The 20,893-nt window shown below is 71.8% G+C and carries 21 protein-coding genes and 1 pseudogene; 5 read left to right on the forward strand and 17 right to left on the reverse strand.

Annotated features, from left to right (window positions below; translation table 11 throughout):
* Window positions 1-430 precede the first annotated feature (430 nt).
* Complete coding sequence (locus tag ACFXI4_RS18790) at window positions 431-1,126, reverse strand: 2-phosphosulfolactate phosphatase (RefSeq protein ID WP_384992031.1); 696 nt, start codon at window positions 1,124-1,126, stop codon at window positions 431-433.
* A 460-nt stretch (window positions 1,127-1,586) separates the two neighbouring features.
* Between ACFXI4_RS18790 and ACFXI4_RS18795 the strand changes: the two genes are divergently transcribed.
* Together ACFXI4_RS18795 and ACFXI4_RS18800 are read left to right on the forward strand one after the other, a co-directional pair.
* Window positions 1,587-1,937 (forward strand): ArsR/SmtB family transcription factor, encoded by a 351-nt coding sequence (locus tag ACFXI4_RS18795; RefSeq protein WP_384992034.1) that lies wholly within the window; start codon window positions 1,587-1,589, stop codon window positions 1,935-1,937.
* 171 nt (window positions 1,938-2,108) lie between these two features.
* A complete protein-coding gene (locus tag ACFXI4_RS18800; protein ID WP_384992038.1) occupies window positions 2,109-2,408 on the forward strand; it encodes a hypothetical protein in 300 nt (99 codons plus the stop codon).
* A gap of 15 nt (window positions 2,409-2,423) precedes the next feature.
* Here ACFXI4_RS18800 and ACFXI4_RS18805 read toward each other — a convergent pair whose 3' ends face one another.
* The 3 genes from ACFXI4_RS18805 to ACFXI4_RS18815 all read right to left on the reverse strand — a co-directional run bounded on the left by ACFXI4_RS18805 (window position 2,424) and on the right by ACFXI4_RS18815 (window position 3,416).
* Window positions 2,424-2,609, reverse strand: coding sequence for a DUF6126 family protein (locus tag ACFXI4_RS18805; protein WP_362724277.1), 186 nt, complete (start codon window positions 2,607-2,609; stop codon window positions 2,424-2,426).
* A gap of 280 nt (window positions 2,610-2,889) precedes the next feature.
* Window positions 2,890-3,228: a metalloregulator ArsR/SmtB family transcription factor gene (locus ACFXI4_RS18810; protein ID WP_362724283.1), complete on the reverse strand. Its 339-nt coding sequence runs from the start codon at window positions 3,226-3,228 to the stop codon at window positions 2,890-2,892.
* A gap of 5 nt (window positions 3,229-3,233) precedes the next feature.
* Entirely contained in the window at window positions 3,234-3,416 is a 183-nt protein-coding gene (locus tag ACFXI4_RS18815; protein ID WP_384992042.1) for a hypothetical protein, read from the reverse strand.
* Between the two features lie 827 nt (window positions 3,417-4,243).
* Between ACFXI4_RS18815 and ACFXI4_RS18820 the strand changes: the two genes are divergently transcribed.
* From ACFXI4_RS18820 to ACFXI4_RS18830, 3 genes and pseudogenes are all read left to right on the forward strand, one after another.
* Window positions 4,244-5,161: an endo-beta-N-acetylglucosaminidase H gene (locus tag ACFXI4_RS18820; RefSeq protein WP_384992045.1), complete on the forward strand. Its 918-nt coding sequence runs from the start codon at window positions 4,244-4,246 to the stop codon at window positions 5,159-5,161.
* A 292-nt stretch (window positions 5,162-5,453) separates the two neighbouring features.
* Window positions 5,454-5,671: pseudogene (locus tag ACFXI4_RS18825) on the forward strand (IS3 family transposase); the annotation flags it as partial.
* A gap of 130 nt (window positions 5,672-5,801) precedes the next feature.
* Entirely contained in the window at window positions 5,802-6,521 is a 720-nt protein-coding gene (locus ACFXI4_RS18830) for a phosphatase PAP2 family protein (RefSeq protein WP_384992047.1), read from the forward strand.
* Between the two features lie 7 nt (window positions 6,522-6,528).
* Here ACFXI4_RS18830 and ACFXI4_RS18835 read toward each other — a convergent pair whose 3' ends face one another.
* Genes ACFXI4_RS18835 through ACFXI4_RS18895 form a run of 13 tightly spaced genes read right to left on the reverse strand, consistent with a single transcriptional unit; the run spans window position 6,529 to window position 20,888 of the window.
* Window positions 6,529-7,863, reverse strand: a complete 1,335-nt coding sequence (locus ACFXI4_RS18835) for a glutamate-1-semialdehyde 2,1-aminomutase (RefSeq protein ID WP_384992050.1) — start codon at window positions 7,861-7,863, stop codon at window positions 6,529-6,531.
* Window positions 7,864-7,870: 7 nt separating this feature from the next.
* Window positions 7,871-8,422, reverse strand: a complete 552-nt coding sequence (rfbC, locus tag ACFXI4_RS18840; RefSeq protein ID WP_362724295.1) for a dTDP-4-dehydrorhamnose 3,5-epimerase — start codon at window positions 8,420-8,422, stop codon at window positions 7,871-7,873.
* On the reverse strand, window positions 8,419-9,651 hold the full coding sequence (locus tag ACFXI4_RS18845) for a polysaccharide pyruvyl transferase family protein (RefSeq protein ID WP_384992052.1): 1,233 nt from the start codon (window positions 9,649-9,651) through the stop codon (window positions 8,419-8,421). Before ACFXI4_RS18845 ends, rfbC begins: the two co-directional genes overlap by 4 nt.
* On the reverse strand, window positions 9,648-10,595 hold the full coding sequence (locus ACFXI4_RS18850) for a glycosyltransferase family 2 protein (RefSeq protein ID WP_384992054.1): 948 nt from the start codon (window positions 10,593-10,595) through the stop codon (window positions 9,648-9,650). Before ACFXI4_RS18850 ends, ACFXI4_RS18845 begins: the two co-directional genes overlap by 4 nt.
* Complete coding sequence (locus ACFXI4_RS18855; RefSeq protein WP_384992057.1) at window positions 10,592-11,899, reverse strand: hypothetical protein; 1,308 nt, start codon at window positions 11,897-11,899, stop codon at window positions 10,592-10,594. The genes ACFXI4_RS18850 and ACFXI4_RS18855 overlap by 4 nt, the downstream gene beginning before the upstream one ends.
* A complete protein-coding gene (locus tag ACFXI4_RS18860) occupies window positions 11,896-13,149 on the reverse strand; it encodes a DUF4910 domain-containing protein (RefSeq protein WP_384992394.1) in 1,254 nt (417 codons plus the stop codon). Before ACFXI4_RS18860 ends, ACFXI4_RS18855 begins: the two co-directional genes overlap by 4 nt.
* Before the next feature lie 17 nt (window positions 13,150-13,166).
* On the reverse strand, window positions 13,167-14,192 hold the full coding sequence (locus tag ACFXI4_RS18865; RefSeq protein WP_384992059.1) for an NAD-dependent epimerase/dehydratase family protein: 1,026 nt from the start codon (window positions 14,190-14,192) through the stop codon (window positions 13,167-13,169).
* A gap of 3 nt (window positions 14,193-14,195) precedes the next feature.
* On the reverse strand, window positions 14,196-14,843 hold the full coding sequence (locus tag ACFXI4_RS18870; RefSeq protein WP_384992062.1) for a PIG-L deacetylase family protein: 648 nt from the start codon (window positions 14,841-14,843) through the stop codon (window positions 14,196-14,198).
* Window positions 14,840-15,634 carry a glucose-1-phosphate cytidylyltransferase gene (locus ACFXI4_RS18875; RefSeq protein WP_362726456.1) on the reverse strand — a complete coding sequence of 265 codons (795 nt, stop codon included), beginning with the start codon at window positions 15,632-15,634 and terminating at the stop codon, window positions 14,840-14,842. Before ACFXI4_RS18875 ends, ACFXI4_RS18870 begins: the two co-directional genes overlap by 4 nt.
* Window positions 15,631-16,866 carry a methyltransferase domain-containing protein gene (locus ACFXI4_RS18880; RefSeq protein WP_384992066.1) on the reverse strand — a complete coding sequence of 412 codons (1,236 nt, stop codon included), beginning with the start codon at window positions 16,864-16,866 and terminating at the stop codon, window positions 15,631-15,633. Before ACFXI4_RS18880 ends, ACFXI4_RS18875 begins: the two co-directional genes overlap by 4 nt.
* A complete protein-coding gene (locus ACFXI4_RS18885) occupies window positions 16,863-18,104 on the reverse strand; it encodes a glycosyltransferase (protein ID WP_384992069.1) in 1,242 nt (413 codons plus the stop codon). The genes ACFXI4_RS18880 and ACFXI4_RS18885 overlap by 4 nt, the downstream gene beginning before the upstream one ends.
* 2 nt (window positions 18,105-18,106) lie before the next feature.
* Window positions 18,107-19,351: an O-antigen ligase domain-containing protein gene (locus ACFXI4_RS18890; RefSeq protein ID WP_384992071.1), complete on the reverse strand. Its 1,245-nt coding sequence runs from the start codon at window positions 19,349-19,351 to the stop codon at window positions 18,107-18,109.
* 1 nt (window position 19,352) lies between these two features.
* Window positions 19,353-20,888 (reverse strand): right-handed parallel beta-helix repeat-containing protein, encoded by a 1,536-nt coding sequence (locus ACFXI4_RS18895; RefSeq protein WP_384992074.1) that lies wholly within the window; start codon window positions 20,886-20,888, stop codon window positions 19,353-19,355.
* Window positions 20,889-20,893 lie beyond the last annotated feature (5 nt).

Here is a 20,893-nt window from a genome sequence, read left to right on the forward strand (position 1 = left end):
GACCGCGCAGGGAAGCTGACGACCATGACCATCGAGTGGCGCTACACCGTCGAGCAGGACCTCGGCGTCCTGTCCGTCTCCGGTTGCCTGGGGCCGGACGCCGTCCACCGCTTCGCCGGTGCGGTTGGCTGGGTGACGGGACGCGGGAGCGGTCCGGTCATCGTCGACCTGACCGGTCTGCGCAGCTGGCCGGCCGAGGGGCAGCTGGCCGGTCAGCGAGGCCGCCCGCCGTCTTGCCGAAGCGGGCCGCGGCCCGGAGCTGGCCGCGATCCCCGCCGACGGGTCCCTCGTCCCCGACGGGGTCCGTCCGCCCACCTCCGTGCACGCCGGCCTGGCCGGCGCGCTCGCCGCACACCGCCGGAAGGCCGCCACGAGGGGCGGACGACAGGATGGCCGGGGTGGGGACGGCGCGGGAGAGTGACGCCGCAGTTCAGCCGGCGGCGGAGGCTTGGCCGGGATCCCGTACCGGTACGACAGCGCTGATGTCCTCTGCCGTGGCGATGGCCAGGTCCTCGGCGAAGCCCACCGCAGCCAACTGACGGCCGGAGGTGCATGCGGCGATGGCGCGAGTGAGGTCCGCGGTGCCCTCGTAGGCCGCTTTCGCGGCGGCGCACTCCGCCGATAGTGGCCCCGGGCCCAGGGCGTACAGGTCGCAGATGAGGGCGCAGGAGCCCAGAAGGTCCTCCGGCGCGGGGCGCAGGCTCCCGTCCCCCCGTTGCTCGCCCGGGGCGATCACGGCCACCGGATGCTCGGGCGTGCCCCAGCCGCGGGTTGTGAGCCAGTTGCCCACCGCGGTGATGTTGTGCAGGCAGGCGGCGACCACCCGCACACCTGCTGGTGCGGCGGCCGCGATGGCCGCGCCGTTCGGGGACGGCAGCACCAGGCGCGCCACGAACGGGGCACGGCGCAGGTGGGCCGGAGAGAGGGACCAGGGACTGTCCGGTGTGACGGCATTGCGGGCGACGGCCAGCCGCGCGCCGGACTGCCGCGCGCAGACGGCTGCCGCCTTCTCCGCCGCGGCCCGCTCGGACGCGGTGGCGGGGCCGTCCGGCAGCCAGAACGGCAGAACCCGGATGCCCTGCTCGACGGCGATGCTCATCGCCGTGGTGAAGGACAGCACGTCCACGACGACCCCACAGGCTGCCTTCCGGCGCGAGGCGCCCCCGCTCGAACCGGACCCCGCAGCCGGACCGGACACCCCAGTCACCCACGACCCGCGCCCCTGCGGGTCAGCGGGTCAGCGTCGGTCGCCGTCCGATGCGGACCTGGTGGTCCGGCCACCGAAGGAGAGCCTCGTCATGCGGGTGTGCCCGCACCACGGGCACCGGCCGTCCGGGCCGACGGCGGTGGGCCGGCACTTGAGGCGGCACGCAGGCCTCCCTCACATGCCGTATGGACTTGCTAATCTTGGCAATTGTTGAGGTCGTCACCGTTGAATTCGGGCAGTCGGGTTCTCGTACGCGCTTTCGGCGCGGCCACCCTCGACAGGCGAGGATGGGCCGCATGTGTGTGACGAGTGGGTGGATGCGATGCACCGAGGACCGGCCGGTACGGCCGTGCCGCACTGCCGGGAAGGAGGCGGCACGATGACTACCCCGCTGTACCAACTGAAGGCCGAATTCTTCAAGACGCTCGGCCATCCGGCGCGCATCCGGGTGCTGGAGCTGCTGAGCGAGCGCGAGCACGCGGTGGCGGAGATGCTGCCCGAGGTGGGGATCGAGGCTGCGCATCTGTCGCAGCAGCTCGCCGTGCTGCGCCGGGCGAATCTGGTGGTGACCCGTAAGGAGGGCTCGACCGTGTACTACTCGCTGACCAGCCCGCAGGTCGCCGAACTGCTCAGGGTCGCCCGCACCATCCTCTCCGGCGTGCTCGCCGGCCAGGCCGAACTGCTCGCCGACCTGCAGGCCGCCCGGACGCAGGGGAAACCGCCGTCGTGACGACGGCCCTCGAACGGCGGCCGCCTGCCGAGAGTTGACAGCGCTCTGTACCGGGAGGGGGCCGCCTTCATCCCGCGGATCTCGGCCGTCGAGTACCGACAGGACATCACAAACGTGGCATAGAGCGGCAAAAGTGACGTGACTCTGGCTTCGGGAGAGCCCGTTGGCCACGTGTGGAAGCGAGTCCTCACCAGCGACGGAGCCCGCCCCGCCCGGACCAGAGGGTGGACACCGCCCGCGGCCAGGGAGTTCGGCGGCTCGGTGCAGGTGCGGTGCGTGGATGCGGGCTCCTGCAACGGCTGCGAGATCGCCGGCGCCTTCAACCCGGTCTACGACGCCGAGCACTACGGCGCCCGCCTGATGGCCTCCGCCGGCCGGGCCGATCCACAGCTTCACCGATGCCCGAGTGGTGGCATAGGGCCGTTCGGCCCCGAGCACGGGGCGATGACGCGTTTCTCTGGAGCGCCCTGAACCCCGGCGACGTGGTTACTTGTGCGCGTGCTCGCCGAGGTAGAAGAGCAGCCACACGAACCCGGCGAACAGATGGGTGCCGAAGATGTAGAAGCCCGCCCGGATCGCGACCCCACGCTCGATCCGCCACTCGCGGTCCTTGTCCTTACCTTTGCGCGTCGTGTTCGCCGGCTGCTCGGCCGCCTCGGCTCCCTCACTCACGATGTCGTCTCCCTGTCCTGCGATCTCCACGTTCACCTGGCCTGTGACGGCATGCGGAACCTGCCGAGGACCACTTTGCCGTCATGGTCGACGGCCGGTTCGAGGCCGGGCAGGCACGGCTCGGCTTCGGCGAACGCGGAACCCGGCGCGACGCCCACCTCACCGAATCCACCGGCCACCGCCTCATGGGCCGGCCGCACGGGCGACGGCAGACACGCTGTCGCCGCTGTCGCCGCCGCGGGCCGCCGTCTGCGCCACGGCCGGAACGGGTGCCCGCCCTTCACCGGGCTGCGTCCGTGGAACGCAGCTCTTCCAGCAGCTCCTGCCGGCCCGCCAGCAGCACGGACAGGATCCGGCGCGCCGCGGCCAGCAAGTCGGCCACGTCCCCACCCGCCAGCTCGTACATGACGGTGGAGCCGTCACGGGTTGCGGTGACGATCCCGGAGCGGCGCAGCACCGCCAGCTGCTGCGACAGATTCGACGGCTCGACCTCGATGGCAGACAGCAGGTCGCGCACCGGCTTCGGCCCGTCCTGCAGCAGCTCCAGCACCCTGATCCGCACCGGATGCCCGAGCATCCGGAAGAACTCCGCCTTCGCCTCGTACAGCGGAACCGGCATCCCGATCACTCCTCGTCCGGCTCTGTCGCCTCAACATCGAGCCCATGCCTGCGGGCAAACCTCACCGCGTCATCCAGCTCGTCCTGCGCCACCGCGACGGCGTAGGGGTCTTCGGCCTCCCGGGCGGCCGCCAGAGCAGCCCGGGCCGCCCGCACCCGCGCCAGCAGCGCCTCAACGACTGTTCCCACCCCGACCTCCACGCCGTGATCATCTGCGAGTCAAAGCAACTGACCAATTGAAGAACTCTTCAATTATAGACCGCGCGAACCACGGCCGTGGTCTCCCGCGAGGGCGCTCTGAGGCTCTGACGTCGCCAGCTGTGCACAGAGGCAGAACTCGCGCTCCCGAGCACGCCGAGCCACACAGCCGAGCGGCTGACCGGACCCGCCTCCGCCTCGCGGCGTGGGCGCGAGATTTCCCCCATGGCCACGGGCCGGTGCCGGATGCCTGCACCTGCGCCAGGAGCACGGACGCCTCCCCCACGCGGTACTGCTGCGTCAGTCCGGCCACCGCCCAGCCGGCCGGCAGGCCGCCGCCACCATTCTCCGCTCCGGCGTTCCCTGCGGCCGGGCCTCGCGGAAGGCTCCGGCGCTCGCCGTCACGCCGGAGCCGTGGAGCGCTTGCGCGGGGACACCGACAGCGGATGGCGCCGCTGCCGGCAAGGGGGTGCGGACCGGCGGCGAGGGCGGGACGCTCGAAGGTGCGGCTGCGGCGGTGAAGTCGCCACCCGCTCAGGCGGCACAGCGACGTCCTCGAAGCCTTCGACCTGCTCACCGCTGGTGTCCTGGCACCGGCAGGGGGACTCGTGGCCGGCCTGGGCCGGCGCAGAAGCGCGGCATTCCGGTAACTACCATGCGGGGCCCAGGGTCACCGTGCGACGTGCGTAGGCGGCAGTCGCGAGAAGTTCCCGGATGGTTCTGGGGAGTCGGCCGTGGGAACGGAAGGATCCGGGGGGCTTTCCCGGCGCCCGCGAACAGGTCGGACGCCGCTCCATGCGATGGGAGACCGATCAACGATGTTCACTCCGGTACGGAGCAGAATACGGACGGCCGCGCTCGCGCTCTCGGCCGTTGCGGCCCTCACCTTAGGTGCGACCGCCACGACCGGCGCGGCAGCGGCCCCCGCTCCCGCGAAACAGGGACCAACCTCGGTGGCGTACGTCGAGGTCAACAACAACAGCATCCTGAACGTCGGCAAGTACACCCTCGCCAACGGCGGCGGCAACGTCTTCGACGTCGCCGTGATCTTCGCGGCGAACATCAACTACGACACGGGCACGAAGGCAGCGACCCTGTACTTCAACGAGAACGTGCAGCACGTCCTCGACAACGCCGCCACGCAGATACGGCCGTTGCAGCAGAAGGGCATCAAGGTCGTCCTCTCGGTGCTCGGCAACCACCAGGGCGCGGGCTTCGCCAACTTCCCGTCCCAGCAGGCGGCTTCGGCGTTCGCGAAACAACTGTCGGACACCGTGGCCAAGTACGGCCTCGACGGCATCGACTTCGACGACGAGTACGCCGAATACGGCAACAACGGCACCGGCCAGCCCAACGCCAGCTCGTTCGTGTACCTGGTGTCGGCACTGCGCGCCGACATACCGGGCAAGATCATCAGCCTCTACAACATCGGGCCGGCCGCGTCACGCCTGTCCTACGGCGGCGTCGACATCTCGTCCAAGTTCGACTACGCCTGGAACCCGTACTACGGCACCTGGCAGGTTCCCGGCATCGCACTGCCCAAGTCGAAACTGTCACCCGCGGCCGTCGAGATCGGCAGGACCTCGCAGAGCACGGCAGCCGGCCTCGCCCGCCGCACGGTCAGCGAGGGGTACGGCGTCTATCTGACGTACAACCTCGACGCCGCCGATCGCAGCGCCGACGTCTCCGCGTTCACCAAGGAGCTGTACGGCAGTGCCGCCCACTACACGCCGTAGACCGGCCACACTCGGCGTCCGGCACCCCCTCGGGGCCTGCCGCATCCCGTAGGGCCGTGCCTCGGGCGGGCCGCGCTTCCGACAACGATGTCGGACGCGCGGTCGCCGCGGGAGAGCTTCCCGACGACGCGGGTGAGTACGTGTGCGCCCCCGCGAAGCACGCGCCTGGGTACGTCGCCGAGTGGATCTACGCCGTACTCGCACGCGCGGGATTCGACACAAGTCGGCGTGGCATTCAACGAGCAGCTACTCCTGCGCCAAGCCGGTGTCGCAACGACCGGTTGAATCCGGGCAGTTCCGCTCCCGGAAGTTCGTCAGGGCGCTGGACCGCCACCGGATGGCCGGCTCGGCAGGGAGGGGCGGAGCTGCCGGCGACAACGCGGCCGTGGAGTCCTTCCTCAGCCTGCTGCAGAAGAACGTCCTCGACCGCCGCGTACGGGCCACCCGTGGAGAACTGCGGATCGCGATCGTGACCTGGATCGAGCAGACCTCCACCGGCGCCGCGGACAGGCCTCGGGTTCTTCTGGAGCCGAGCTGCAAGTCCGCTGCCCCGGCGGCCTCCTGGACGACCCCGACCACCGGCTAACGGTTAGGGTGACAAGCGGAAGCCGGGGGCGGACACGCAACGGGGGGGCTCACGTTGGATCGCCGGGCAGGAGCGCACCTGGAGGTCGGCCCGGCCCGGTCCGTGGCGCGCGCGGTGCTGCCCCCGTCACTGCACGCGTGGCTCGCGCCCGTCGCGGCGCTCGCCACCCTGGTGGTCGTCGCCCTCGGGTTCCGGTACGCCGGTCACGGCGAGCCCGGCCGGGTGGACCGGTGGATCGCCCCGCCGACGGCGGACAGCGTGCGGGGGCCGTGGCGCCACGTCGCCCTGGCCCTGGACTTCCTGGGGGAACCCGCGGGATCGGCGCTGGTGATCGGGGCCGGGGTGGTGGGCTGTCTGCTGCTTCGGCGTCCCCGCGCCGCGCTGCTCGTCGTGGCCGGCGCCGGCACGACGGTGGGGACGACCACGCTCCTCAAGCACCTGGTGGGGCGCACCATCCACGGCCCCGGCAACCTGTCCTACCCGAGCGGGCACACCGCCTTCCTCACCGCCCTCGCCCTCATGGCGGCGCTGCTCGCGACCGGCCGGTTCGGTCTCGGCAGGGCGGCGGGCGCCTCACTCGTGCTCGCCGCGACGCTGGTCGCCGGTGCCGTCATGGGCTGGGCTGAGGTCTCCCTGGGTGCCCACTACCCGAGCGACGCCCTCGGCGGCTGGTGCACCGCGCTGGCGGTGGTACCGCCGACCGCGTGGCTGGTCGACCTGACGGCCGACCGGACGGCCGCGCGCATGACCGGCCCTGCCCGGCGGCACCGCTGACGTCACGTCACGCCAGGCGGCGGAAGACGGGCTTCACCGCGCGGCCGCCCAGCCAGGGGGTGGGGTCGGCCGCGTCCAGTGCCTTCCGGTACTCCGCACAGGCCTCGGCCACCACGTCGACGGTGCGGTCGATGTCCGTGTCGTCCAGTGCGCTGCTCACCACGAACGACGGGGCGAGCACCCCGCCCGCGAGCAGCCGGCGCAGGAACAGGGTGCGGTACGGCTGCGACGGCTGCAGGTCCTGGTCGAGGGTGGCGAAGACCAGGTTGCTGGCCCGGCCCCGGACGACGACGTGGTCGCCGACGCCCATGGCGGCCGCGGCGTCGCGGACCCCGGCGGCCAACCGCTCACCGAGCGCGTGCAGCCGGGCGGTGACGCCCTCCTCGACGTAGACGGTCTGCACCGCCATCGCGGCTGCCAGGGAGTGCGTTTCCGCACCGTGCGTGGTGGACAGCAGGAACACCCGGTCTCCCGAGTCGCGCAGTCCGCCCCGCTCCATCAGGTCACGGCGCCCGGCCAGCGCGGACACGGCGAACCCGTTGCCCAGCGCCTTGCCGAACGTGGAGAGGTCGGGGACGACGCCGTACAGGCCCTGGGCACCCGCCTCGGACCAGCGGAAGCCGGTGATCATCTCGTCGAAGACCAGCACGCAGCCGTGCCGGTCGGCCAGCTCACGCAGGCCGGCGAGGTAACCGGGCGGCGGCTCGGTGTGCGAGGCGGGTTCGAGGATCAGGCACGCGACCTCGTCCTGGTACCGGGTGAGCAACTCCTCCGTGGCGGCGAGGTCTCCGTAGGGGAAGGACAGGGTGAGTTCGGTGGTCGCCGGCGGGATGCCGGCGGACATCGGGGTGGTACCGATGAACCAGTCGTCCACGGAGAAGAACGGATGGTCGCCGCAGAGGGCCACCCGCTGCCGTCCGGTGACGGCGCGGGCGAGGCGGACCGCGGCGGTCGTGGCGTCGGAGCCGTTCTTCGCGAACTTCACCATCTCGGCGGTCGGCACCGTGGCCAGGAAGCGTTCCGCGGCCTCGACCTCGACGATCGACGGCCGGACGAAGTTGCTGCCGCGGTCGAGTTCGCGCCGCACCGCCTCCAGCACGCGCGGATGGGCATGGCCGAGGCTGACCGACCGCAGGCCGGACCCGTACTCGATGTAGCGGTTGCCGTCGACGTCCCACACGTGGGCACCCCTGCCGTGGCTGATGACCGGGGCCAGGTCCTCGGGGTACTGGTCGTCGCCCTTGGCGTAGGTGTGCGCGCCTCCTGGGATCAGGGCGTGCAGCCGCTCGTTGGCCTGCCGCGAGCGGGACAGGAGGAACCCCTCGGTGTCTTGGGTGTGCACGCCGACCTCATCTTTCTTGGTGCTTCTGGACTTCGGCGAGGCTCGGCGCCTCCCGGTCCCGTCGAGACATCGAGGTGACCGGGAGTGGCCACGGAATGGCGAGTTCCGGGTCGTCGAAGGCGATCGTCACGTCCTCGGCCGGATCGTGCTGACGGTCAATACGGTAAGAGGTGTCCGCGATTTCGGTAAGAGCCTGGAAGCCGTGCGCGCAGCCCGCCGGGATGTACACGGTCTTCTGCGTCTCGCCGGACAGCTCGAAGCAGGCCCGGCCCAGGTACGTCGGCGAGTCACGCCGCAGGTCCACGACGACGTCGAAGATCTGCCCGTACGAGCACCGCACCAGCTTGGCCTCGCCCGCGCCGGAACGCAGGTGCAGGCCCCGCAGCACGCCGCGGACCGAGCGGGAGACGCTGTCCTGGACGAAGGCGTCCGGGTCCAGGCCCACCGAGCGGACCACCTCGGCGTCGAAGGTGCGGCAGAAGAAGCCGCGTTCGTCGGCGTACGGCGTCGGCTCGAACAGGAACGCGCCGGCGATCTCCGGGACTTCGGTCGCTTTCATGAAGCCTTCCGTGGGGCGAGGGCGTGGTCGTTCGGCGGGAACAGGGTCGTGGTCAAGGCGGTGAACTGCTGGGCGAGTTGCTGTGCGGCGGCCTGGTTCCGCTCGGCGAGGGTCCGCCGCAGCTCGGCCGAGTGCTTCTCCAGCGCCCGGAACTGTTCGAGCAGCCGGTCGGCGTCGACCTCGCGCGCCGGATGGCAGTACGCGCCGAGACCCATCCCGGCCATGAGCGCGTCGCTCTTGGCCGCATAGCTGAGTGCGAGCACGGGGGTACCGGTCTTCAGTGCGCAGATCAGGTTGTGGTACCGGACCGCCACCACGGTGTCGGCAGCCGCCATCTCCTCCATCAGGTCCGCCAGTGAGGCCGGATCGGCGGCGGTGACCAGCGGCGAGTCCACCGCGTCGAGGACCGCGGCGACCACCGGGGCGTCGCACCGGTCGCCGGTGAGCAGCCGGACCGACCTGCCCTCCTCGGCCAGCACACGGACGAACCGGATCGTCCCGTCGAGGTAACGCCGGTAGATCTCCCCGGCCCGGGCGCGGTCGTCGTTGCCGCCGTGGAAGTCCATGACGCCGAGGCAGACGGGGCCCGGCGTGCCGGTGGGCGCGCTCGCCCGTGGTGCCGGGAGGGAGAACGCGAGGTCGGGGTAGACCTCGTCGCGTGCGGTGTCCACGCCCATCGCCCGCATCGCGTCCCTGGACTGGGCGTCCCGGTACGACCGGTAGGCGGCCAGCCGTGCCGACCAGCGCACCAGGGCCCGGGTGGGCCGGTCGCCGATCCAGGCGGCGCCGACACTGACCAGCGCGACCCGGGTGCCCAGCAGCCGGCCGCTCGCACACAGCAGGAACAGCGAGTAAGGGAAGCCCCACGGGCGCAACGGCAGGGTGGCCTCCAGGACGCCCATGCCCGGCACGATCACCACCTCGTGCCGCCGCACCCAGGCGGCGGTGCGGAAGACGTCGACGAGTTTGCCGAGCCCCTTCGCCGCGATCGAGCCCGCACGGGAGGCGGTCCGGTACTCCGCGCGGTTCCAGTGCAGCCGCGTGGCGGGGATCCCGAACCGGGCCGTGACGGCTTCGGGGCCGCCGCACAGCGCGTCCACGTCCGCGTCCGGGTGCTCGGCGCGGAGGTAGGCAAGGACGGCCTCCAGCGACCCGTCGTTGCCGAGGTTGCCGGAGCCGAGCAGCCCGAACAGCCCGACGCGCACCGGCGCTCGGGTCCCGGACGTCACGCCTGCCTCCCCTCACGGCCGGCGACGAGCGCGTCGACGCAGACCGTGAGCAGGGCCGGGTCGACGGGCGCGCGGTCCTCGACCCGCTCGCCGGCGCCCGGCCGGACCCGGCTGGTCAGCCACTCGCCCAGGTGCCGGAAGCAGGCGCGCCGGTCGGCCGGGGACAGGGGCGCCCGCCGGATCGCCGAGGCGAACCCCCAGACGTACTCGGCGAGCAGCCGGGGCGTCGGGTGCAGCGGGCCGGCCCGGCGCGGGTCCAGGTTGACGCACCGGGAGCGCTTGGAGGGGTTGGCCCGCTCGGCGCGGGTGGGGTGGTCGCGGCGGAAGTACAGCAGCTCCGGCACCTGGTGGAAGGGCCCGTGCAGGGTGATCTCGGCGACGTACGTGCGGTCCGCGTGGTGGTAGCTGTCCATCGGTTTCACCCGGCGCAGCGTGTCGGTCCGCATCACCCCGTAGAAGTCGTCGCCGCCCGGCTCGAACAGCAGGCTGCGGAAGCGCTCCGGCGCGTGCGGCGAGTCGGTGGCCAGCGTGTAGTCGTAGGGGACCGTCACCTGGCCGTCGCCGTCGATGACCGCCTGGCCGGTGTGCGCGAGGATCACGTCCGGCCGCTCGTCCAGCGCCTCCACGCAGCGCCGCAGCAGGTCACGGCCGTACAGGTCGTCGTGCGAGGCCCACTTGAACAGCTCACCGCGGGACTCGGCCAGCACGTGGTTGTGGTTCGGCGTGGCACCGATGTTGCGGGGCAGCCGCAGGTAGCGGATGCGGGAGTCCTGCGCGGCGTACTTGCGGCAGATGTCCTGGGTCCCGTCGCTCGAGGCGTTGTCGGAGACGACCAGTTCGAAGTCCTCGTAGGTCTGGCCCAGCAGGGCGTCGAGGGACTCGGCCAGGTACTCCTCGCCGTTGTACACGGGCAGGCCGATGCTCAGCCTGGGTCGGGCGGTCATGAGGTCCTCACTTCGGGAATGGGTTCGCGGTGGTGCTCGCGCAGCGCGGAGCGCAGTTGCAGCCACCACACGGCCGAGCCGCTGAGGGTCGCGGCGGCTACGCCCCAGGCCGAGCCGGCCGTACCGGCGACGGCCGCTCCGCCGAGCCCGCCGCCGACGTAGCAGGCGGAGGCGAACAGCTGGCAGCGCAGGCTGCGCCGGGCCGCCCCGAGTGCGCGCAGTCCGGCCGCCGCGCCGGTGCCGAGGCCGGCTCCCGCGACACTGAGGGTGATCTGCACGATGAGGTGCGAGGAGGAGTGCCAGACGTCGCCGAGAGCCAGTTCACCTAGCCGGCCCGGCATCAGCAGCAGCGCCGAGCCCCAGAGCAGCGCTCCGGCGGCCTGCCCGCCGCCCAGCAGCAGGCAGAACCTGCCCAGTTGGTGCGGGGCCCGCCGCAGCACCCGTGCCGCTTCCGGGACGGTGACCAGCGAGAGCCCCATGAGTACGGCGAGGAACGGGCCGAGCAGGAGTTCGGCGCCGCGTACCGCGCCCACCGCCCCGACCCCGACGATCACGCCGAGCCCGTACGCCCGTACCTGGCTGGCGCCGCTGAGGCTGACGTTCTCGACCAGGTACCGGTAGCCGAGGTCGCGCTGTTCGCGCAGCCAGCCGCGCGCCTCGGTCGTCCGGGGCCGGATGCCGGACTGGAGGCAGCCGTACCCGGCGGCCACCGTGGCGGACGCGCCCCAGGCGAGCACGAAGGCGGCCACGGTGTCCACGTGGGCCGCCACCACCATGGCCGGGACCAGCGCGATGCCCCACACGACGTCGTTGACGAACGCCTTCCGCCCGGTGCCGGCGGCGAAGAACGAGAACCGCCAGGCGTCCTGGAGCAGCAGCCCCGGCAGCATGAGTCCGAGGGCCGCGAAGGCGGGTCCCACCCGGCCGCCGAGGCCGAGCCCGGCCGCCAGGCACAGCACGCCGAGGACCGAGCCGACGCCGAGCGCGGTGCCCGTCGAACGGGCCGTCGCCCCGCGCCAGGACACCTCCGGCACGCCGCTGAAGCGCACCACGAGCGGGTCGGTGGCGAGGCCTCGGGAGACGTTGAGCACCACGCCGTAGGTCACCCAGGCCAGGCTGAACACGCCGAACGCGGTCACGCCGAGCGAGCGGGCCACGTAGATGCCCACCGCGAAGTTGCTGATGCTGGAGGCGGCCTGGTCGGCCAGTCCCCAGGACAGCCGGCCGACCAGGGCCCGCTTGGCGGACCCGGCCGGTGGCGCCGTCGTACGCGGATTCTCCCCCTGGGTGGTCATGGGCGTCATTCCTTGACCAGGTCGGCGCCGCGCAGGGCATCGGCCGCGGCGGCGACGGTGTCGAACGGCAGCCCGGACCGCTCGGCGACGTCCAGCAGACTGTGCTCGCCGTCGGAGAGGCTGAGCACCCAGAGCATGGCCATCTGGGCCTGCTTGGTGTCGCTGCGGCCGCCGACCGCGTCGTACAGCCCGCGCCGGCCGAGCTGCGGTTCGCCGCAGGGGCTGAGGTTGACGTACCGCCGGTTGCGGTCGAGGACGGCGAACGCCTCCCGGCACACCGCCAGGGTGTCCGCCATCGCCGCCGGGGAGACGAACTCCAGGTTGTCCGCCGAGGTGTGGTACTCGGGGTAGCCGGCGTACGGCGTCCGGGTGAGCGAGCCGACGCCCAGGTTGAAGCCGGGCGAGCAGAACTGCCTCTCGTCGTAGCCGTAGGGAGTGAACTCGGTGATGCGGTGCGGGCGTTCGGATGCGGTCAGCACATGCCGGAGCACCCGGTCGATCTCCGCGTCGCCGCGCCTGCTCCGCTTGTACGTCAACCGGCCCGGGTCCCCGGCACAGGCGAGGACCAGGCCGTGCTTGACCCGGTCCACCCGTTCCGCGTTGCGGGCCAGCCAGGTGATCGCCCCGATGGTGCCGGGCGCGAACAGGAACCGGTAGGTGTAGTAGGTCGGTTGCTCGGCCAGCGCCCGGGCCAGGAACGTCGCCACCGCGATGCCGGCCAGGTTGTCGTTGGCCAGCGACGGGTGGCAGACGTGGCAGGAGACGATCACCTCGTCGGCGACCTGCCCGGGGACCACGTACTCGGCGTAGGTGAGGTGGCCGTCGGCCAGGGTGGAGTCGATGCGCACCTCGTACTCGCCGTCCGGCAGCGCGTCCAGGGTCTCCTGGGCCAGGCAGAACCCCCAGTCCGGCTTGTAGTAGCTGGTGCGGTACGGCACCCAGGACGGGTGCTCGGGCAGGGTGTGCAGGTGTCCGCGCAGCTCGGCGAGGGGCATGGTCGCCGACACCGGCACGCTGTAGCCGAGTACGTGCAGGCTGGACGCGGCGAAGTCGACGACCCTGCGGCCCGTGGTGTCGGCGACGTACGCGTCCCGGATGTTCCACTCCTGCGGCACTGTCCAGTCGAGCACCTGCGTACCGGTCGGCACCTCGTGCACCTGCAGCGGGATGTACTCGGCGACGATGTCCAGGGTGGCGCGCACACCGTCGCCGGTGATGCTCCGGCAGAGCGGGTACATCCGCTCCACCAGCCCGTACATCTCCTCGCTCACGTCGGTCACCGGCGCCGCCGCAGGGTGTCGTCGACGCTGCCCGCCTCGGATGCCGCACGCAGTACGGCCAGCCGGGTGAAGCGCTGCTCGAAGTCCTCCCGGGTCAGCCCGAACTTCCGGTAGGCGTCGGCGAGTTCGAGCGCGCCCTGCTTCACCGTCCACTCGCAGTCGAAGCCGGGGACCGCGGCGCGGAACCGGGCGAAGTCCACCCGGTAGGACCGCGGATCGGCCCCGTTCTCCCCGGTGATCACCACCTTCGCGCCGGACACCGCCTCGGCGACCTGTTCGGCGATCTCGGCGACCGTGACGTTGTTGACCTCGCTGCCGATGTTGAACGCCCGGTCGTGCACCGCCCGGCGCGGCGCGGTCAGCGCGGCCGTGAAGGCCCGGGCGATGTCGGCGGCGTGCACCAGCGGCCGCCAGGGGGTGCCGTCGGAGAGCACGAGGACCTCACCGGAGAGGAGCGCGTGGCCCACGAGGTTGTTGAGCACGATGTCGGCGCGCAGCCGGGGCGAGAAGCCGAAGGCGGTGGCGTTGCGCATGTACACCGGGGTGAAGTCGCCGTCGGCGAGTTCGTGCAGGTCGTCCTCCACCCGCACCTTGGACTCCGCGTACGGTGTCACCGGGCGCAGGGGGGCGTCCTCTGCCACCAGGTCGTCACCGCCGGCGGCGCCGTATACGGAGCAGGTCGACGCGTACAGGAAGCGCTGCACTCCGGCGTCGCGGGCCAGCCGGGCAAGGTGCACGGACGCGTGGTGGTTGATGTCGTAGGTGAGCTCCGGGGCCAGCGAGCCGAGCGGGTCGTTGGAGAGCGCGGCCAGGTGGATCACGGCGTCCACCCCGGCCACGTGGTCGGCGGTGACGTCGCGCAGGTCCACCCGCTGCCCCGGCGGGTCGGCGGGCCGCGGGCCCAGCACGCAGTCGGCGAACAGGCCGGCGTCGAGGCCGACGACCTCGTGGCCGGCGGCCTCGAGGACCGGGGCCATCACGGTGCCCAGATAGCCCTGGTGTCCGGTCAGTAGTACGCGCAAGGTTCAACCCCCCAGGTTGAGCGTGAGTTTGGCGACGGCGAACGCCTCGGCGTAGCGCGCGTGGCATTCGATGCCGCGGATCCGGGCGAGGCCCAGGAAGGCCTCCCGGTCGTACCAGGGCCGGTGCCGCTGCGAGGGGTAGTGCTCCTGCAGCAGCCGTACCTTCTGTTCTGCGGTCTTCGCCTCCAGCGGCTGGTATGCGGCCGGCCGGCCGAGGTCGCCGTCCCACTTGACGATCTCGTAGCCGAGTACGAGGTGGTCACGGAACGCGGTGGTCATCAGCTGCGCCAGGCCGCGGTGGTCCTGGTGGGCGTCGTCGGTGCGCGGTGCGAGGACCAGGTCCGGGTCGGTCCGCTCGCGCAGTTCCTCGACCGCGGACTTGGCCTCCTCCCAGTGCGCCGGGAACCGGCCGTCCGGCAGCTTGTGCACGGTCAGCCGCAGGTCGGCGCCCGGGCAGAAGGCGGCGAGCGCCGCCTGCTCCTCCTGCTCGCGCCCGCTGCCGCCGCCGGTGAGCACCAGCGCGTCGACGCGGATGCCCGGCCGCGCCTGGCACAGCGTCAGCAGCGTGCCGCCGGCGCCGATGGCGATGTCGTCGCAGTGCGCGCCCACCGCGACGATCCGGTCCAGGGGCCCGGCCCCGAGCCGGATCACGCTCCCACCCCGGCACGGTCCCGTTCCCACACGGCCCACGGACGGTCGCCCCGGGTGTAGGCCTCGTCGAGCGCGGCCCGCTCCTTCACCGTGTCGGTCGGCTTCCAGAAGCCGCGGTGCTGGTGCGCCACCAGCCGCCCCTGCTTGGCCAGTTGGGCGCATCCGTCGGCGACCAGGTCGCCGTTCTCCGGTATGTGGTCGAAGATCTCCTGGCGGAGCACGAAGTAACCGCCGTTCTCCCACAGCGGCAGTTCGCTCACCGCGGTGATGCCTCCCACCAGGCCGTCCTCGCCCAGCTCCACACAGTGGAAGGACGACTGAGGCGGGACCACCATCATGGACGCCCCGGCGTCGCGCGCGGCGAACTTGTCGATCATCTCCGGCAGCGGGGCGTCGGTGAGCACGTCGGCGTAGTTGGCGAGGAACATCTCGTCGCCGTCCAGGTGCTCCCGCACCCGGCGCAGCCGCTCCCCGATGGGGGACTCGATGCCGGTCTGCACGAACGTGATCGTCCAGTCGGCGATGTCGGTGGAGAGCAGCTCGGTGCGCCCGCCGCGCAGGACGAAGTCGTTGGACGTCGTCTCCTCGTAGTTGAGGAAGAAGTCCTTGATGTGGTGGGCCCCGTAGCCGAGGCACAGGATGAACTCCGTGTGCCCGAAGTACGCGTAGTAGCGCATGACGTGCCAGATCAGCGGGCGCGGGCCGACCATCGCCATCGGTTTGGGCACGTCGTCGGAGGCGCCGTTGCGCATCCGCATCCCGTAACCGCCGCAGAACAGGACGACCTTCATGACTTCACCTCGACGACGCTCAGTTCCGGGATGGGAAAGACCAGCCGTCCGCCCCACTCGTGCACGAAGGACAGCTGCTCGACCAGTTCGGCCCGCAGGTTCCACGGGAGGACGAGGACGTAGTCCGGCTTGTCGGCGGCTATGCGCTCGGGCGACAGGATCGGCACGCGGGTCCCCGGGGTGAACCTGCCGTGCTTGTAGGGGTTGCGGTCGACGGTGTAGGCGAGCAGGTCGGGGCGGATGCCGCAGTGGTTGAGCAGGGTGTTGCCCTTGCCCGGGGCGCCGTAGCCGACGACCCTCTCACCGCGCTCGGCGGCCTCGATGAGGAATCGCAGCAGGTCCCGGCGCACCTTGGCCACCCGGGCGGAGAACTCGGTGTACCCGGACAGCTCCTGCAGCCCGGCGGCCTTCTCCCGGTCCAGTACGTCGGCCACCCGCCGGCTCGGCTCGGCGGCCGCCTCGGCCGGCCGGGCCCACAGCCGGATGGAGCCGCCGTGCGTGGGCAGCAGCTCGACGTCCACGAGGGTGAGTCCGCCGCTCGCCAGCGCCTGGATCGCGGACGCGACCGTGTAGTACTGGAAGTGCTCGTGGTAGATGGTGTCGTACTGGTTCTCCTCGATCAGGGTCAGCAGGTGCTGCACCTCGATGGAGACCCAGCCGTCGTCGGCGACCAGGGCGCGCAGCCCCTGGGTGAAGCCGACCACGTCGGGGATGTGCGCGTACACGTTGTTGGCCACGACCAGGTCCGCCGGGCCGTGTTCGGCGCGGACGGCGGCGCCGGTCTCCGGGGAGAGGAACTCGGTGAGTGTGGGCACGCCCGTCTCCCGTGCCGCGGCGCCGACGTTCACCGACGGCTCGATGCCGAGGCAGCGGATCCCCCGGTCCACCACGTGCTTCAGCAGGTATCCGTCGTTGCTCGCCACCTCGACCACGAAGGAGTCGGGGCCGAGCGCCAGCCGCTCCGCGGCGCCGGCGACGAAGGTGCGCGCGTGCTCCACCCAGGACGTCGAGTACGAGGAGAAGTAGGCGTACTCCTTGAAGGTCTCCTCCGGTGTGATCAGCGGCGGGATCTGCGCGAGCCAGCAGTCGGTGCAGACCCGCAGGTGCAGCGGGTACGCGGGCTCCGGATCGTCCAGTTGGTCCGCGGCGAGGAAGCTCTCGCACGGCGGTGTCGCCCCCAGGTCGACGACGCTCGCCATCGCTTCCGAGCCGCAGAGTCGGCATCGTGTCATGTGCTGTCCCCATCCCCCCTGCTCGCGCGGGTGTCCCCGCCACGAGCCTGTGCCGACCGCTCCGCGATCGCGGTGCGGTACTCCTCCAGCAGGCGCTCCAGGCCGACGGCCGGGCTGAATCCCTGCTCGTAGCGGCGGCGGGCCGCCTGGCCCATCGCCCGGTTGCGGTCCGGGTCGGCCGCGACCCGGCGTATGCAGGACGCGAGCGAGGCGGGCTCGCCCGGCCGGTGCAGCAGCCCGGTGACGCCGTCCTCGACGAGTTCGACGAAGGCGCCGTGGCCGGCGGCGACGGCCGGCACCCCGGCCGCCATCGCCTCAACGACCACCAGCCCGAACGCCTCCAGCCAGGTCGAGGGAGCCGTCACGGCGACCGACCGGGCGATGAACTTGCGGCACTCCGCGGTGTCCAGCAGGCCGACGCAGCGCACGTCGTCCCGGCCCGCGGCCCAGGCGGTCACCTCGCGCTCCAGCGGCCCGGTGCCGGCGATCACGAGCGGCACGCCCACCCCGCCGACCGCCGCGATCTCGTCCCACGCGGTCATGAGCAGCCGGACGCCCTTGGCCTCCACGAGCCGGCCGAGGTAGAGCACGTGCTCGCCCTCGGCTTCCCGGCAACTGCCCGGATCGGGCACGAAGTTGTGCTTCACCGTCAGCCGCTCGGCCGGCATCCCGGACCGGACCAGGACATCGCGCTGCGCCGCGGAGATGCAGAGGAACCGCTCCACGCCGGACCACCACCGCCGCCGGTTGACCGACAGGCTGACCGCGAGCGGCACCGTCGCGAGGCGGGAGCCGCGGTAGCAGCCGTGCCGGACGGCGGGCAGCGGCGCGGAGCCGACGCACTCGGTGCACGGCCGGCCGGCCCGCTGGAGCGTGCCGGGCGGGCAGACCTGGGTGTAGTTGTGCAGCGTGGCGACGGCGGGCACACCGGCGTCGGCGCACGCGGCGAGGACCGCGGGCGACAGGAGCGGGAAGACGTTGTGGACGTGCACCACGTCCGGCGGCTCGGTGCGCAGCAGGGCGGCGAGTTCGGTGCGGACCGCCGGGTTCCACGGCACCAGGAGCGGCACCGCGGCCTTGCCGAGGAGGGACCGGTCGGCGATGTCGTCGCTGCGCCGCTCGAAGACCTCGACCCGGTGGCCGGCCGCGCGCAGCAGCTCCACCTCCTGGTCGACGACCTTGTTCTCTCCGCTCGGCTGCGCCGAGCCGTAGCGGTTGTGCACCACGAGGACGTGCATGCTCAGGTCGCCTCCGTTCCCTGGGCGAGTCGGCGGGGTACTCCGGGCGGCGAGGGGGAAGCCGCCACGGCGGGTGCCGCCAGCAGCGAGGCGGCCAGGGCGAGATGCAGCAGATACGGCGAGGCGTCGCCGAGTCCGGCCTCGGTGTACGAGGCGACCGCGCAGTAGCTGATCAGGAAGATCGCGCAGGCCCGCTGCAGCGACGGCGGCCGCAGCAGCGCGACGCCGCCCAGCACGATGATGATCACCGCGACCAGGGTGACGCCGATCAGACCCTGCTCGTTGTAGACGGCCAGCCAGCTGTTGTCGATCGGCAGCCCGCCGTAGGACTTGTCGCCCAGGCCCACGCCCAGGAACTTCTCCGAGGTGGACCGCGGTGCGGACAGGAGAGCGTCCCAGACCTTGGCCCGTCCGGTGAGGCTGGAGAAGTTCTCCTTGCTCTGTCCGCGCAGGAACCACGTCTGCAGTGCGGAGGCGAACCCCACCACGGCCACCACGGCGCACAGCACCGCCCAGGTGAAGAAACGGCGGGCGGCGGCGCTGGTGAGGACGAGCGAGCCGATCGCCAGGGCCAGTCCGATGAACAGGCCGAGCGTGGCCGTCCGGGTATGGGTCAGGGCGAGCAGCACGAAGGACGGCACGATGACCGCCACGGCGCTGGTCCGGTCGGTCCTGCGGCCGAGGACGAGCAGTACGGTGAGCCCGATGATCACCGCCGCGTACTGCCCGATCTGCGGTGGGGTCAGCGGCCACAACGCGCCCACCAGGCGTCCGCCGTAGAGGTCGGGCAGAGCCGCGCCCGGTGAGACGAGCAGGCCGGCGGCGACCGATCCGAGCACCGCGAAGTACGCCCTGATGTGGTGTCGGACGAACGTCAGGCTGCCGTCCCACCAGCGGCTGAGCAGCCACAGGGTGCCGACGAACAAAGCCAGCCGGGCACAGCGGAACAGCGCGCCGAACCCGGACTCCAGGTTCGCGCTGGAGATCACGCTCGTCACCAGCAACAGGGTGAGCAGCAGCAGGTAGGCGCTGGGGCGGACGCGGAGACGGAGGTTGACCGCGAGCGCCAGCCCGAACGCGGCGACCAGGGCGCCCATGGTGACCATCTGGATGAGGGAACGGGGCAGCGGGACGATGGTCTTCGCCCCGGCGGAGCCGAGCGTGTTGAGGACCAGCAGCCCCCAGACGACCCCGACGAGCCTCGGGCCGCCGGCGGGGCCCGGTGCGATGCCGGACCGGGTGTCCATCTCAACCACCGGCCCGGATGTCGAGGGTGCTGCCCGCGTCCTGCCGGTAGTCCATGCCCTGCCACTCGTCGAAGTCGAGCACCCGGCTCGGGTCGTAGGCGACGAACTTCCACGGTCCGAGGTAGACGTTGTCGTGCCAGCGGTTGTCCTGTTTGTGGGTGATCGCCTCAGCCACCTTCTCGCCCTTGTACGGCGACCAGTCCGGGTAGGTTCCGTAGTTGGACAGCACCGCCATGCGGTCGCACATCTCCGTGCACTCGACCACGGACTTGTCGAGCACGAAGCGGTTGTCGTGGATGTCCACGCGCTGGGTCTTCCACCGGCAGTCGGCGTAGAGCGGCGCCTTGTCGATCGCCGGCTTCACGCAGCGGCCGGTGTCCTTCACCAGCAGCGTGCAGTCACCGGACGAGGTGTTGGCCGGACTGTTGCAGAAGCGGTCGGCGTTCTCCCACAGGGTGATCCCCGACCAGTTGTTCTCCAGCACGTTCCGGTAGATCTCGATCTTGTCGGTGCGGGCCCGGATCCGCGGTTCACCGCCGGACTCCGACAGGTAGACGGTCGCGTACGGGAAGGTGTCGCCCCGGTCGGCGTACCTGCGGCCCTCGACCCGGTTGTTCCGCCGGATCGTGTTGTTCCGGATGATCGCGTTGTAGCTGGTCTCGTAGATCAGCGCGGGACCGGCGTTGGCGTCGAGCACGTTGTTCTCGATGACGAAGTCGTTGTTGTCGGTGTCCGCCCACAACCCCGCTCCGTGGTTGTCGTGCACCCAGTTGCCGCGCACGTCCGCGCCGTCGACGGCCCAGAACTTGACGCCCCCGGTGCAGCCGCAGCCCTCCTGCCGCCGCTCCCAGTCGTCGGTGTTGTTGCCCACGATCTCGTTGTCCTCGACCACCAGGTCGCTGATACCGCCACCGCCCTTGTACGCGTTCAGTCCGTACTGCCCGTTGTCGCGCAGGCAGTTGGCGACGACGCGCTGGCGGGCACCGGCCATCAGCGCCGCCCCCGAGTTGTTCTGGATCGTCGCGTGCTCGATCACCCACCCGTCGGCCGAGTCGTGGTTGACCACGCCCTCGTTCTGCGGCGCGACGAAGTGCTGCACCGTCAGATAGCGGATGGTGACGTCGCGGGCGGTACCCGCGAACGCGTACTGGTTCTTCCTCCCGCCGTCGAGCACCGCGCCCGGCGCACCGAGATAGCGGTCCCCCTTCTTGGGCACCACCTGGGCGTACCGGTCCGGGTCCAGCCGGTGCTTGCCCGGCCGGAGCCAGAAGGTGGTGTCCGGCGGGCTGTTCCTGGTCTTCGACGCCAGGTCGCCGACGACCGCCGGGTCGACCGGCACCGCGCCCGCCGGGGCCTTCGCCGGCCCGGCCCCGGGGTTGGCGCACGCCCGGGCCACGGACCGGGCCGCGGACGTGGACGGTGCGGCGGTCGGCTCCGTCGCCGGGGCGTCCGGCGTGCTCTCACAGCCGGTCGCCGTCAGCAGGGCCAGCGCCAGCAGTGCCGCCCCCGGCGCCCAGTGCCGCCTCTTGTTCCCCACGTGCC

It is taken from the genome of Streptomyces sp. NPDC059224 (genome assembly GCF_042754285.1).
Classification (GTDB): Bacteria; Actinomycetota; Actinomycetes; order Streptomycetales; family Streptomycetaceae; genus Streptomyces.

What these genes read in the sequence shown, in the direction of transcription:
- ACFXI4_RS18795 (WP_384992034.1), top strand. Translation starts at nt 1,587, where the DNA reads ATGACTACCCCGCTGTACCAACTGAAGGCCGAATTCTTCAAGACGCTC.
- ACFXI4_RS18810 (WP_362724283.1), bottom strand. Translation starts at nt 3,228, where the DNA reads ATGCCGGTTCCGCTGTACGAGGCGAAGGCGGAGTTCTTCCGGATGCTC.
- ACFXI4_RS18820 (WP_384992045.1), top strand. Translation starts at nt 4,244, where the DNA reads ATGTTCACTCCGGTACGGAGCAGAATACGGACGGCCGCGCTCGCGCTC.
- rfbC (WP_362724295.1), bottom strand. Translation starts at nt 8,422, where the DNA reads ATGAAAGCGACCGAAGTCCCGGAGATCGCCGGCGCGTTCCTGTTCGAG.
- ACFXI4_RS18850 (WP_384992054.1), bottom strand. Translation starts at nt 10,595, where the DNA reads ATGACCGCCCGACCCAGGCTGAGCATCGGCCTGCCCGTGTACAACGGC.
- ACFXI4_RS18855 (WP_384992057.1), bottom strand. Translation starts at nt 11,899, where the DNA reads ATGACGCCCATGACCACCCAGGGGGAGAATCCGCGTACGACGGCGCCA.
- ACFXI4_RS18860 (WP_384992394.1), bottom strand. Translation starts at nt 13,149, where the DNA reads ATGTACGGGCTGGTGGAGCGGATGTACCCGCTCTGCCGGAGCATCACC.
- ACFXI4_RS18875 (WP_362726456.1), bottom strand. Translation starts at nt 15,634, where the DNA reads ATGAAGGTCGTCCTGTTCTGCGGCGGTTACGGGATGCGGATGCGCAAC.
- ACFXI4_RS18880 (WP_384992066.1), bottom strand. Translation starts at nt 16,866, where the DNA reads ATGACACGATGCCGACTCTGCGGCTCGGAAGCGATGGCGAGCGTCGTC.
- ACFXI4_RS18885 (WP_384992069.1), bottom strand. Translation starts at nt 18,104, where the DNA reads ATGCACGTCCTCGTGGTGCACAACCGCTACGGCTCGGCGCAGCCGAGC.
- ACFXI4_RS18890 (WP_384992071.1), bottom strand. Translation starts at nt 19,351, where the DNA reads ATGGACACCCGGTCCGGCATCGCACCGGGCCCCGCCGGCGGCCCGAGG.